12 protein-coding genes are annotated in these 12896 nt (G+C 70.0%); 4 read left to right on the forward strand and 8 right to left on the reverse strand.

All coding sequences use genetic code 11. The features are described from left to right. Positions 1 to 11: 11 nt before the first annotated feature. The 6 genes from ALIDE2_RS23220 to ALIDE2_RS23245 form a co-directional block, all read right to left on the reverse strand. On the reverse strand, positions 12 to 689 hold the full coding sequence (locus tag ALIDE2_RS23220) for a hypothetical protein (protein WP_238530075.1): 678 nt from the start codon (positions 687 to 689) through the stop codon (positions 12 to 14). Positions 690 to 826: 137 nt separating this feature from the next. Next, a complete protein-coding gene (locus ALIDE2_RS23225; RefSeq protein WP_013723290.1) occupies positions 827 to 2494 on the reverse strand; it encodes an FAD-dependent oxidoreductase in 1668 nt (555 codons plus the stop codon). Then, positions 2494 to 4047, reverse strand: a complete 1554-nt coding sequence (locus ALIDE2_RS23230; RefSeq protein WP_013723291.1) for a polyamine aminopropyltransferase — start codon at positions 4045 to 4047, stop codon at positions 2494 to 2496. Before ALIDE2_RS23230 ends, ALIDE2_RS23225 begins: the two co-directional genes overlap by 1 nt. Positions 4048 to 4060: 13 nt before the next feature. Beyond that, entirely contained in the window at positions 4061 to 4282 is a 222-nt protein-coding gene (locus tag ALIDE2_RS23235) for a DUF350 domain-containing protein (RefSeq protein ID WP_013521096.1), read from the reverse strand. A gap of 36 nt (positions 4283 to 4318) precedes the next feature. Then, positions 4319 to 5803: a DUF4178 domain-containing protein gene (locus ALIDE2_RS23240; protein WP_013521097.1), complete on the reverse strand. Its 1485-nt coding sequence runs from the start codon at positions 5801 to 5803 to the stop codon at positions 4319 to 4321. Positions 5804 to 5871: 68 nt separating this feature from the next. After that, on the reverse strand, positions 5872 to 6909 hold the full coding sequence (locus ALIDE2_RS23245; protein ID WP_013521098.1) for an SPFH domain-containing protein: 1038 nt from the start codon (positions 6907 to 6909) through the stop codon (positions 5872 to 5874). 168 nt (positions 6910 to 7077) lie between these two features. On the opposite strand from ALIDE2_RS23245, the gene ALIDE2_RS23250 reads away from it, so the two are divergent. After that, on the forward strand, positions 7078 to 7386 hold the full coding sequence (locus ALIDE2_RS23250; protein ID WP_013521099.1) for a DUF2061 domain-containing protein: 309 nt from the start codon (positions 7078 to 7080) through the stop codon (positions 7384 to 7386). Here the strand turns inward: ALIDE2_RS23250 and ALIDE2_RS23255 are convergent. Beyond that, complete coding sequence (locus ALIDE2_RS23255) at positions 7308 to 7631, reverse strand: flagellar basal body protein (protein WP_013521100.1); 324 nt, start codon at positions 7629 to 7631, stop codon at positions 7308 to 7310. The genes ALIDE2_RS23250 and ALIDE2_RS23255 overlap by 79 nt on opposite strands. Before the next feature lie 61 nt (positions 7632 to 7692). Then, on the reverse strand, positions 7693 to 8637 hold the full coding sequence (locus tag ALIDE2_RS23260) for a LysR family transcriptional regulator (RefSeq protein WP_013723292.1): 945 nt from the start codon (positions 8635 to 8637) through the stop codon (positions 7693 to 7695). A 91-nt stretch (positions 8638 to 8728) separates the two neighbouring features. Here ALIDE2_RS23260 and aptA point away from each other — a divergent pair, with 91 nt between their 5' ends. The 3 genes from aptA to ALIDE2_RS23275 all read left to right on the forward strand — a co-directional run bounded on the left by aptA (position 8729) and on the right by ALIDE2_RS23275 (position 12896). After that, positions 8729 to 10084 carry an omega-aminotransferase AptA gene (gene aptA, locus ALIDE2_RS23265; protein ID WP_013521102.1) on the forward strand — a complete coding sequence of 452 codons (1356 nt, stop codon included), beginning with the start codon at positions 8729 to 8731 and terminating at the stop codon, positions 10082 to 10084. Between the two features lie 69 nt (positions 10085 to 10153). After that, positions 10154 to 11671, forward strand: a complete 1518-nt coding sequence (locus ALIDE2_RS23270) for a CoA-acylating methylmalonate-semialdehyde dehydrogenase (protein ID WP_013521103.1) — start codon at positions 10154 to 10156, stop codon at positions 11669 to 11671. A 91-nt stretch (positions 11672 to 11762) separates the two neighbouring features. After that, positions 11763 to 12896, forward strand: coding sequence for a sensor domain-containing diguanylate cyclase (locus ALIDE2_RS23275; RefSeq protein WP_013521104.1), 1134 nt, complete (start codon positions 11763 to 11765; stop codon positions 12894 to 12896).

Consider the following 12896-nt stretch of genomic DNA (forward strand, 5'->3'; position numbering starts at 1 on the left):
GCCACGCGCCATCAGGGCGCCGTCAGGTCGTCCTTCAGCAGCACCGGCACCCGCCCGATGGAGCGCACGCCGTCCAGCAGGCCGGCTTCGTGCCCGGCGCCGGCGCGGAAGCGGCGCAGGAGCACGAAGCCCCTGGGGCGCAGCCGCAGGCGGTGGAAATCGGGGCCGTCGCCGTCGGTGTCGATCTCCCAGCCGTCGATGGCCGCCCACGGCACGAAGTACTGGCCCGCGGCGTCAGCCACGCGCAGGCTGTCGATCACCTCGGCGATGCCGCCCTCGCCGTTCAGGTGGAGCAGGGCGCTGCGCGACGCCAGCACGCCGTCGGCGCGCAGCTCGATCCAGTGGCGCGGGCCGGCGTAGCGCAGCGGCGGCGCCACGGGCGGCGCGCCTTCGGGCGGTACCAAGCGGCCATGCCGCCACTCATCCACCACGTCTGGCGGCACCCGGCGCAGGCCGGCGCGGTGCAGGCGCCGCAGCGCCAGCAGCCCGCACAGCGGCAGCAGCGCGAAATACAGGCCCAAGACCAGGCCCCGCTCCTCCACCTTGCCGTGCAGCGCGAAGCCGACGAAGGGGCTGAAGACGATCAGCATCCAGCACAGCATCAGCCAGCCGACCTTGCGCCGTGCGCCCGGCGGCAGGGGCGTGCGGTGGTAGACGGGGTGCGGCGGCGGCATGTGTCTCGCGTGCATGGGGGAGCTGCCCCGATTCTGCCTCCTGCCCGCGCGCCGGCATTCGCTCTTTATTCGATAGCTGGAAACGCCTGTCCGTAAAGGGCTGAAGGCCGATTTGGCTCCATCACTCCTCGACCGCATCGTGCATGGCCGCGCTACCCCGCCGCCGCCAGCCCCGCCGCATGCCCGCGCGTGAAGGCTTCCTCGAACACCGAGTAGCCCGACCAGTCGGCGTGCGCGAACAGCAGGCGCGCGGTGCCGGGCGTGGGCGGCAGCGGCACACGCTCTCCATTCGATAGCTGCCAGCGCTTTCCTGGCGGGCACTGGAGGCCGATTTTGCTTAAAAACCCCAGCGTGCCCGGCACGGGGATGGACATGGCGTGCCCGTAGCGCGTGACCTGCATGCGCGTGGCGCGCCCGACCAAGTCGGGGTGGGGCACGGCGAGCGCGGCGAGGATGGCGTCGCGCCAGTGTGTCCAGGGCCGCTCGGCGAGTTGCGCGCGGCCATCGGGCAGGTCGCCCAGAGCCTGGTAGTAGCTCAGCACGGTGGGCCCGGCGAGCAACGCGCCGGGGTCGAGCCGCTGGTGGCCCGCATCCACGTAGCCCAGGCCGCCTGGCACGGGGTCTGAATAGAGCACGTTGTCCCACGCGGGCGCGGCGCCCTCGCGGTCGGCCAGGGGCACGCCGATGCGGAGGTTGGCGACCAGCCAGGGCGCCCACTGCAGGCGGCGTGCGGCCTCTTGCACGAAGGCGGGCGCGGGCTGCACCACGCGCGCGGCGACGAACGCGGGCAGCGCGACGATGCAGCGATCGGCCTGCCAGCGCTCGATGCGGCCGCTGGCGTGGTCGAGCGCATCGACTTCCACGCCATGGCGCGTCTCGGCGATGCGCAGCACACCGGTGCCGCAGCGCACCTGGCCCGCGCCCAGCGCGGCCAGGCGCCGCGCGAGCCAGCCGTTGCCCTCGGGCCAGGTGAGCACGCCTTCGCGCTCGGCGCCCTCGTCGTCGCCGGGCGCGTGGAAGCCGTGGCGGCTCGCGAAGTAGTGGATGCCCGCCCAGGCACAGACGCGCGCGCTGCCGGCGCCGTAGTCGTCGCGGCAGCAGTAGTCCAGGTACCAGCGCAGGTAGGCGTCATCGAGCCCCTCGCGCGCCAGCCAATCATCCAAAGTAATAGCATCCAGCGCTTGATGAATGGGCGCTGGAGGCCGATTTGGCATCCATGCCTTGAGCGCGGGCATGGTGAACGGCGCGACGCGCGCGAGTTCATCAACACGCCTGGAGAAACGCCGATACTGCGCCAACGTGGACTCGCCCACGCCCTGCACGGGCAGCAGCCCTTCCTGCCAGTGGCCGTGCAGGAACAAGCGCTCCTGCGGGCTGTGGCACAGGTGGCGCCCATCATCCCCCCCGTACTGCCAGCGGCCGGCCACTCGGCGGCGCAGGCCCAGTTCTTCGAGCAGGTCCTGCACTTCGCCCGCATGATCGCCGGGCACGGGCAGGTAGTGCGCGCCCAGCGGGCAGGCGATGCCGCCCACGCTGCCCGCGCGGCTGTTGCCGCCGGGCTCGTCCTCCAGCTCCAGCAGCACGCCATCGTGAACGCCCGCGAGCCGCAGCGCGCGCGCCGCGGCCAGCCCGGCGATGCCGCCGCCCGCGATCACCACGCGGGTGCGGTGCGTCACGGCGGGCGCGGCGCCTTCGAGCCGGTCGCGCAGCGCATGGCCGCGGTCCATGGCGATGCCGGTGAAGCCGCCTTCGAGCCCGGGCGTCTGCGGCGCGCAGCCCGCCAGCGCGAGGGGCGCGGCCAGGAAGGTGCGGCGGTCCATCAGTGCGCCACCACCGCGCCCCATTCCTGCTCGTAGGTGTGCACCAGCACCTGGTTGGACAGGCGGTTCACCTCGGCGGGCACGCGCGCCATGTCCAGCGGAAAGTCGAGCAGCAGCGGCAGCGACTTCAGGTCCAGAAAGCGCAGCCCCCCGGGCAGGGCGGCGGGCAGGCGCCAGGGCCGGCGGCTGGCGATGACGAAACCCCACTCGCCGAAACTGGGCACGTGGGCATGGTAGGGCGTGGCCGCCAGGCCCACGGACTCGATGGTCGCCACCACCGTCCAGAAGCTCTTGCGCGCCACCAGCGGCGAGGTGGTCTGCACCACGGCGTAGCCGCTGGCCGCCAGGCGCTGGTCCAGCAGCGCGTAGAAGCTGTTGGTGTAGAGCTTGCCGATGGCGAAGTTGGTGGGGTCGGGAAAGTCGACCACGATCACGTCGTAGCTGCCCTCGTCCTGCTGCAGCCACTGGAAGGCATCGGTGTTCACGACGCGCACCTTGGGGTTGGCGAGCGCGCCGCCGTTCAGGCGCCGCAGCGCGGGGTCCTGGGTGAACAGGCGCGTCATGGCCGGGTCCAGCTCCACCAGCGTGACCGATTCGACCGAGGGGTACTTGAGAATCTCGCGTACCGCCATGCCGTCGCCGCCGCCGAGCACCGCCACGCGCCGGGGCGCGCCGTGCGCGGCCATGGCGGGGTGGACGAGCGCCTCGTGGTAGCGGTATTCGTCGCGCTCGGCGAACTGCAGGTTGCCGTTGAGGTACAGGCGGTGCCCCTGCCGCCCGTTGGTGACCACGATGCGCTGGTAGGGCGACGCGGCGCTGATCACGATGCGGTCCTGGTAGAACTTGTCCTCCGCGAAACGCGTGATGTGCTCGGCCCCCAGCAGCCCCGCGAGCAGCGCGCCCACCACCGCCGCGCAGGCCACGGCATGCGCGCGAAAGCGCCGCAGCTCACGGCGGAACAGCCACAGCGCCCACACGGCCACGGCCGCGTTCATGAAGCCGAACAAGAGGCCCGTGCGGACCAGCCCGAGCTGCGGCACGAGCAGCAGCGGAAACGCGAGCGACACCGCCAGCGCACCGAGGTAGTCGAAGGTGAGCACCTGCGACACCAGGTCCTTGAGCCGCACGTTGCGCTTCAAGATGCGCATGACCAGCGGGATCTCCAGGCCGACGAGCGTGCCCACGAGCAGCACCATGCCGTACAGCAGCACGCGGAACGCCCCCGGCGCGTAGGCGTTCGCGAGGAACAGCACGGCCGGCAGCGCCCCGCCGACGAGGGCCACGAGTAGCTCAATGCGCAGGAAATGCGCGGGCAGCTGCCGCTCGAAGTAGCGCGACAGCCACGATCCCACGCCCATGGCGAACAGGTAGGTGCCGATGACGGTGGAGAACTGCAGCACCGAGTCGCCCAGCACGTACGATGCGAGCGCGCCCGCCGCGAGTTCGTAGAGCAGCCCGCAGGCGGCGATGACGAAGACGCTGGCGAGCAGGGCGATGTCGGTGGGGCGCGGGGCAGGCGGGGCGGCGCCCGCCGCTTCGGGTGCGGCGCTCATGCGCGCGGGCCGGTCAATGGATCGCCGCCGCCACGATGATGCTGATGCCCAGGCACATGGCTGCCACCACCAGTGCCAGCGCACGGTTCTGCTTCTCGACTATCTCGGCCCACAGGTCGTAAGGCGTGATCTTGTCGACGATGAGAAAGCACAGCCAGAAGACGACAACGCCGATCAGCGCGTAGAGGATGGACCCGAGGAAAGCCGCGGGCCGGAGCCATTCGATTCCCATCATGGCGTTTGCTCCTTGTGAAGGTGGTTCTTGGTCATGTCACTTGTGCCCGCCGCCCGAGGTGTAGCCGCCGAACGAGCCGCCCGAGCTGCGGTAGCCGCCGCCCGACGAGCCCGCGCAGTTGCTCATGAGCACCAGCAGGACCAGCAGCACGACGGCGGCGAGTATCAGCGTGCTGCAGCCTATGCCCGGGTTGCCGGCCACGGGGCCCGCGTCCTGGCGGCGGAACAGGGCGGCCTTGTCGCCGAGGCGGAAGGCCTGGGCGACGGCGCTGCTGTCGATGCGCTCGCCGTGCGACCAGGTGACCTCGCCGCGCGACTGCTCGCGCGAGAGGAGGCCCCTACCGCCGGTGGCGGCGAAGTCGGCGTTGCTGGTCTTCTGGCCGCGTTCGACGGGCCAGTAGAACTCGCCGAGCACGTAGTCGGTTTCGGCCGTGTAGGTGGACGCGAGGCGGTACTGCGTACCCAGGTAGCTCGCGGTCTGCGCGCCGTTCTTGTACTGGGGCGCGCCGGTGGCGGGGCGCACCAGGCTCCAGCCGTCGCTCGCGTCCACGAGGAAAACGAAGCCGCGCCGGGCGTTGTAGAGCAGGTATTCGTCCCAGCCGAATTCCTCGTCGTCGCCCGGCTCGCGCCCCATGCGGTGCTGGAAGCCCACGGCCTGCCACGACGCGCCCTCGAACTGGCCCACACTCCCCAACGGGATCAGCGGCGCGACCGGCTCGTGCTGCACGGCGTGGCGCAGCTCGCCGCCCACGCCGGCGCTCAGGTCTATGAGGCTGTTGCACGCGGGACAGGTGCAACTCTTGGTGGTGGCCAGCTGCACCTGCACGGGCGCGCCGCAGTGGGGGCAGTTGAACTGGCGGCCCTTCTCCTCCCTGGCCGATTCGTCCTTCAGGCCCTGCATCTGCAGGTCTTCCAGGCGCACGGCGCGGCCGCGCTGTACCTGGGGCGGGCTGCTCCCGTAGTCGATGGCGAGCACCTCGCCGTCGCCGCTGCGCAGCTCGACCACCTGGAAGGGCTGGCCCGGCGGCGGCAGCCGGGGCAGCTCGCCTTCGGCCGCGACGAGCTGCGCGCGCAGGTTGGCCGCCACGCTGAAGGGCTTGCCGTCCACGGCCGTGGTAGCGCCCACGCGCAGCCGCGCGGCGTCCGGCGGCTCGCGGCCCAGCGCGGCAGGGCGCATGAAGACGTAGGCGCCGTTGTCCTCGCTCAGCGTGGCGGTGCTGCCGTCCTGCAGCCAGGCGATCCACTCGGTCCAGCCGCCCTCGTCGCCCTTGTATTGCAGGCGGCCGATGAGGGTGAAGGGCTGGCCTTCGAACCTGCCGCTGGCCATGAGCCGCAGCGGGCTGTGGTCGTCGAAGACCTCCGCCATCCTGCCCGCGCGCCGCAGCACCTCGCCGCTGCGCACCACGGTGCTGTGGCAGTAGGAGCAGACGGCGTGGGTGGACTGCGCGCTCCTGAACTCGACGGGTGCGCCGCAGCCGGGGCAGGGCGCGCGGTAGTGGCGCTGGGTGCCGCTTTCGGCCATTGGATGTTTTGGGTGTTTTTGGCCTCCAGCGCTTATCCCTCAAACGCTGGCAGCTACGAAAACGATAGTCAGACGAGTTTCTTGAGCAGCTCGGTCTTCTTGGCGTCGAACTCTTCCTGCGTGAGGATGCCCTTGGCCTTGAGGTCGGCCAGCTTCTCCAGCGTGGCCATCACCTCCTCGGGCCTCACGCCCACGGCGGCTGCGGCGGGCGCCGCCTGCGCGCCGCCGCCCTGCAGGCCCTGCTGCAGGTTCTGCGCCAGCACCTGGCCCAGCGCCACGCCGGCGCCCAGGCCCATGGCGTCGCCCGCCACGCCGCCACCTTGGGCCCCGCCTTCGGCGAACTTCGGGATGGCCTGCGCCGTCTGGTACTGCATGAAGCGGCCCATGTCGCCCCCGACCATGCCCATGCCGATCTTCTGGTCGAGCACCTTCTGCAGTTCCTCGGGCAGCGAGACGTTCTGCACCGTGATGGTTTCGAGCTTCAGGCCGATGCGGGCGAACGCGGGCGCGAGCTCCCTGGCGAGCGCGTCGGCGAACATGGCCTGGTTGGCCGCCAGGTCCAGGAAAGGCACGCCGCTGGCCGCGATGGCGTTGCTGATGTTCTGCAGCACCAGGCCGCGCAGCTGGCCGTCCAGGTCAGCGGCCGGGTACGCGTCGCGCGTGCCCGAGATCTCGGTGTGGAACAGCTTGGGATCGGCCACGCGGTAGGCGTAGTTGCCGAAGGCGCGCAGGCGCACGGCGCCGAAGTCCTTGTCGCGGATGGCGATGGGCTGGGGCGTGCCCCACTTCTGGTCCACCTGCTGGCGCGTGCTGAAGAAATACACGTCGCTCTTGAACGGGGACTCGAACAGCTTGTCCCAGTGCTTCAGGTAGGTCAGCACGGGCAGCGTCTGCGTGGTGAGCCTGTAGGTGCCGGGGCCAAACACGTCGGCCGCCTGGCCCTCGTTGACGAACACGGCCATCTGCGACTCGCGCACCACCAGCGTGGCGCCGTTCTGGATCTCCATGTCCCGCATCGGAAAGCGCCAGGCCAGCGTGCCGTCGCCCTCTTCCGTCCACTGGATGATGTCGATGAACTGCTTCTTGATGAAGTCCATGAGGGCCATACGCGTGCTCCCGTCGGGCGGAAAAGGTGGAGGGAAAAGGGAAGCAGCCATCATAGCGAGCGGCGGCATGCGCGGGCGCCCTGCCGCTATCGCGGAGGTAGGAACGATCAATTGGAGAATTTAAATGAGAATAAATATCATTTAATGAGCCTATCCGAGGAGCCCGCCATGTCCCGCATCCGCACCGTCGCCCGCCACAACCTGCCCGCGCTGATGAAGACCGGCAGCTACTACGTGATCCACGTCTGCGTGGCCGCCCTGGTGGCCTACGCCGTCACGGGCAACCTGATCGCCTCGCTCACGCTGAGCCTGCTGGAGCCCACGGTTCAGGCCGTGGCGTTCTTCTTCCACGAGAAGGCGTGGGAGCGCGCGCTGCGCAAGCGCGGGGCCGCCGCCGCTCAGGCACACACGTCGAGCAAGGAGCCAGCCATCTCGTCGGCCGTGCGCAGCACCAGCAGGCTGGCCTTGAAGGCGTAAGTGGCCGCCATCTGCTCCACGGCCTCGGCCTCCAGGGCGACGCCGGGCTGCCCGAACCGCCCCGTCCGCGCCTGCACGCCGCCCTGGGCGGGCGCGGCCTGTTGGTCCACCGCCTGGCGCGCGAAGCCCGGCGTGCCCAGGTTGGCGACGTTGTGGGCGCTGCTGTCCAGCCGCAGCTGCGCGGCCTGGAGGCCGGATCGGGCGATGGAGGCGAGCGGGGTCATGGTGCCCATGGTATCGGCCATTCACGCCGGCACTTGAGCGGCGCTTTGTTTTCGATAGCTGTCAGCGCTTGACTGGCAAGCGCTAAAGCCCGTTTTGATGCGCATCCAGCAGGCAGCGCCCGAACAGCTGCGCCGCGCGGCTGGGCTCGGGCGAGCGGCGCGCCAGGCTCACGAAGCGGCAGTCGTAGCGGAACAGGTCGGGCCGCACGGCGCGCATGCGGCCCTGGCGCTCGAAGCCCTCGGCATAGTGGTCGGGCAGGAAGCCCAGGAAGCGGCCCGACAGCACCAGCGTGGCGATGGACTCCTGGTCGAACCCCGTGGCGCTGCGCGTCAGGCGCGCCTCGTGGCTCAGCTCCATGTTGGGCGAGTGGTAGCCCAGGCCCGCGAAGGGGTAGGCGCGCACGGCGTCCCAGTCCAGCGCGTCGTGGGGCGCATCGAACAGCGCATGGCCCGCGCCGCAGTACAGCAGCATGGCCTCGCCGAACAGGTCGGTGTAGACCAGGCTCTGCGAGCTGCGGTGCGCGGGGATGATGCCCGCCTGGTAGCTGCCGTCGATCACCCCGCGCTCGATGGCGTTGATGCTGGCCACGTGCAGCTGCAACTGCACGTCCGGCGCTTGCGCGGTGAAGGCGGCGATCGCCTGGTGGATACGCGCGGCCGGGTTGCTGGCGGTCTTATCGAACACCGCCACGGCCAGCTGCCCGCCCATGCGCGCGTGGATGTCGTCGATGCTGCCCAGGAACCCCCGCACCGAGGCCAACAGGCGCAGCGTCTCCTCGTACACGCGCTGCCCCTCGGGCGTGAGCGCGAAGCCCGCGCGCCCGCGCCGGCACAGCGTGAGGCCCAGGCGCGTCTCCAGGTCCTTCACATGGCGGCTCACGGTGCTGGTGCCGATGTTCAGTTCCAGCTCGGCCGCGGCCATGCCGCCGCACTCGACCACGGCCTTGAAGACCTGCAGCAGGCGCAGGTCCATGTCGGAGAGCTGGCCCAGCACGGCGCGCTGGCGGGGGGCGGTTTTTACTTGCATGAACTGGCAAGTGAACGTGGATATTTGTTGCTTCAAGAGATTATGGCCGCTGCCAACAATCGCGCATTCCCTCTTGCTCAAGGAGACCGCCATGTCCTTCGCCGTGATCGACGAAACCACCACCGCCCCGCGCATGGATGCCGCCTGGCTCGACGCGCACTGGATGCCGTTCACCGGCAACCGCGACTTCAAGGCCAGGCCGCGCATGATCGTGGGCGCCCAGGGCGCCTATTACACCGACGCCGACGGCCGCAAGATCTTCGACGGCCTCTCGGGCCTGTGGTGCTCGGGCCTGGGCCATGGCCGCAAGGACGTGGCCGATGCGATCGGCAAGGCCGCCGCCACGCTCGACTACTCGCCCGCGTTCCAGTTCGGCCATCCGGCGTCGTTCGAGCTGGCCAACCGCATCAAGGACCTGACGCCTGCGGGGCTGGACTACGTGTTCTTCACCGCCTCGGGCTCCGAGGCCGCCGACACTGCGCTCAAGATGGCCCGCGCCTACTGGCGCGCCAAGGGCCAGGCGGGCAAGACGCGCCTGATCGGCCGCGAGAAGGGCTACCACGGCGTGAACTTCGGCGGCATCTCGGTCGGCGGCATGGTGGGCAACCGCAAGACCTTCGGCCAGGGCGTGGAGGCCGACCACCTGCCCCACACGCAGCCGCCCGTGGGCTCATTCCACAAGGGCATGCCCGACATCGACGGCCGGGCGCTGGCCGACAAGCTGCTCGACCTGATCGCGCTGCACGACGCGAGCAACATCGCCGCCGTGATCGTGGAGCCGTTCTCGGGCTCGGCCGGCGTGGTGATTCCCCCGAAGGGCTACCTGGAGCGCCTGCGCGAGATCTGCACGCAGAACGGCATCCTGCTGGTCTTCGACGAGGTGATCACGGGCTTCGGCCGCTGCGGCGGCTGGACGGGCGCCGAGGTGTTCGGCGTGACGCCCGACATCATGACCTTCGCCAAGCAGGTGACCAACGGCGCCCAACCGCTGGGCGGCGTGGTGGCGAGCAAGGAGATCTACGACACCTTCATGACCACGGGCGGCCCGGGCTACATGCTCGAATTCCCGCACGGCTACACCTACTCGGCCCACCCCGTGGCCTGCGCGGCGGGCAACGTGGTGCTGGACATCCTGCAGAAGGAGGACATGCCCGCGCGCGTGAAGGCGCTCGCGCCGTTCTTCGAGAAGGCGGTGCACGGCCTCAAGGGCGCGAAGCACGTGGCCGACATCCGCAACTACGGCCTGGCCGCGGGCTTCACCATCGCACCGCTGCCGGACGAGCCCGCCAGGCGCCCGTACGAGATCGCCATGAAGTGCTGGGACAAGGGCTTCTACGTGCGCTACGGCGGCGACACGATCCAGCTCGCGCCGCCCTTCGTCAGCACCGAGGCGGAAATCGAACGCCTCGTGAGCGCCCTGGGCGACGCGCTCGCCGAGACAGCCTGACAATCATTTTTTGATAGCTGCTGACGCTTGCTGGGCAAGCGCCAGGGGCGTCTTTTGCTTGAAATCACCATGCACAACGACAAGTCCGTCACCTCCACCATCGGCCACCTGATAGACGGCCAGCTCGTCACCCGCGCCGAACGCACCCAGCCCGTGTTCAACCCCGCCACGGGCCAGTCCACCACCAGCGTGGCGCTGGCCGGCAAGGCCACCGTGCAGGACGCCATCGCCTCCGCCGAGCGTGCCTTCCCCGCCTGGCGCAACACGCCGCCGCTCAAGCGCGCGCGGGTCCTGTCCAAACTCAAGGTGCTGCTCGAGGAGAACGCCGACCAGATCGCCGCCATGATCACGGCCGAGCACGGCAAGGTGCTCTCCGACGCGCACGGCGAGCTGCAGCGCGGCATCGAGAACGTGGAGTACGCCAGCTACGCGCCCGAGCTGCTCAAGGGCGAGCACAGCCGCAACGTGGGCCCCGGCATCGACTCGTGGTCCGAGTTCCAGGCGCTGGGCGTGACGGCGGGCATCACGCCGTTCAACTTCCCCGCCATGGTGCCGCTGTGGATGTGGCCCATGGCCGTGGCCTGCGGCAATACCTTCGTCCTGAAGCCCAGCGAGCGCGATCCGGGCAGCACCCTGTTCATCGCCCAGCTGGCGCTGGAGGCGGGTCTGCCGCCCGGCGTGCTCAACGTGGTCAATGGCGACAAGGAGGCGGTGGATGCGCTGCTGCAGGATCCGCGCGTGAAGGCCGTGAGCTTCGTGGGCTCCACGCCGATCGCCGAGTACATCTATGCCGAGGGCTGCCGGCACGGCAAGCGCGTGCAGGCCCTGGGCGGCGCGAAGAACCATGCCATCGTCATGCCCGACGCCGACATCGGCAATGCGGTGAGCGCCATGATGGGCGCGGCCTACGGCAGCTGCGGCGAGCGCTGCATGGCCGTGCCGCTGATCGTCTGCGTGGGCGACGAGGTGGCCGGGAAGATGATCGCGGGCCTCTCGGCCGCCATCGGCGACATGAAGGTCGGCCCCGGCACCGACGAGGGCAACGACATGGGCCCGCTGGTGACGCGGCAGCATTTCGAGAAGGTCCGAGGCTATGTGGATGCCGGCGTGGCCGAGGGAGCGACGCTGCTGGTCGATGGCCGCGGCCTGGAGGTGCCGGGCCACGAGGACGGCTATTTCCTCGGCCCCTGCCTGTTCGACCATGTGAAGCCGGGCATGAAGATCTACCAGGAGGAGATCTTCGGCCCCGTGCTGGGCATCGTGCGCGTGAAGACGCTGCAGGAGGGCATGGACCTGATCAACGCCCACGAGTACGGCAACGGCACCTGCATCTTCACGCGCGATGGCGAGGCCGCGCGCTATTTCTCAGACCACATCCAGGTGGGCATGGTGGGCGTGAACGTGCCGCTGCCCGTGCCGGTGGCGTACCACTCGTTCGGCGGCTGGAAGCGCAGCCTGTTCGGCGATCTGCATGCCTACGGGCCCGATGCCGTGCGCTTCTACACCAAGCGCAAGACCATCACCCAGCGCTGGCCCGGCGCGGGCGTGCGCGAGGGGGCGGTGTTCAGCTTCCCCAGCAGCCGCTGAGCGGGCGGTAGTGACACCTGCGCCGCACGGGCCCTGCGGCGCACGGCCATCCGGTTGATGTTACGATTGATAACAAATCAACCGCCTGCCGATGAAACTGACCCCCGAGCCCTCCTCCCACCGGGAAGGTGTGCACTGGACGGTGCGCATGAACCGGCGCAACCGCAGCGCGTTCTACGTTCTGCTGTTCCTGGCAATGGGCTCGCACCTGCTGGCCACCGGTGCCCCGGCGTGGGCTTGGGCCGCGCTGGTCTTGCACTACCTCATCTACCCCCAGCTGGCCTACTGGCGCGCGTGCCGTTCGTCCGACCAGCGGCGCGCGGAGATGCACAACATGGACGCCGACATCGTCCTGGCCGGCATCTGGTTGGGCGCGCTCGGCTTTCCGCTGTGGATCACCTTCATCATGTGTGCGTCCGGCTGCATCAACATGGTGGTGTTCCATGGCGCGCGCGGGGGCGTGCGCCTCGTCGTGTCGATGGCGGCGGGCATCGCGCTCGCGGCCATCACAGCCCTGCCGTCGTGGCACCCCGATACGGACTTGCGCACTTCCCTGCTCTGCATGCTCGCGCTGGGGCTGTACCTCTTCGCGTTCGCGCGCGACGGCTACGACCGCGCCATGGCACAGTACCAGGTGCATGCGCAGCTGCGCGGACAGTTCGACGAGATCCGCTCCCTGCAGGCGCAGCTGCGGGAGCAGGCGCTGCGCGACCCGCTCACGGGCCTGTTCAACCGGCGCCAGCTCGACGCAGCGCTGGCGCCCGCGCTGCGGCGCTGCCGCGAGCAGGGCACGCCCCTATCGGTGCTGCTGATCGACATCGACCACTTCAAGCGCATCAACGACGCCCACGGCCACGCCGCGGGCGACATGGTGCTGCAGGCGCTCGCCCGGCTGCTGCTGCGCCATGCGCGCCCGCAGGATCTGGCGTGCCGCCTCGGCGGCGAAGAGTTCCTGCTGGTGCTGGACGACATGCCGGTGGCCGCGGCCATCGAACGGGCGCAGGAACTGCGCCAGGCATTCGAGGCCCTGCGGGTGCGCTCCGAAGGCGAGGAACTCGCCGCCACGCTGTCGTGCGGCGTGGCGGCTTTCCCCCAGCACGCGGACCAGCCCCAGGCCCTGCTTGCCTGTGCCGACCAGGCCCTCTACACAGCCAAGGAGCAGGGCCGCAACCGCGTCGTGATGTGGGCAGCCCAGGCAGCGGAAGGCACCACGGCCGCGGCCTGA

Source organism: Alicycliphilus denitrificans K601 (genome assembly GCF_000204645.1).
In the GTDB taxonomy this organism is placed as follows: Bacteria; Pseudomonadota; Gammaproteobacteria; order Burkholderiales; family Burkholderiaceae_C; genus Alicycliphilus; species Alicycliphilus denitrificans.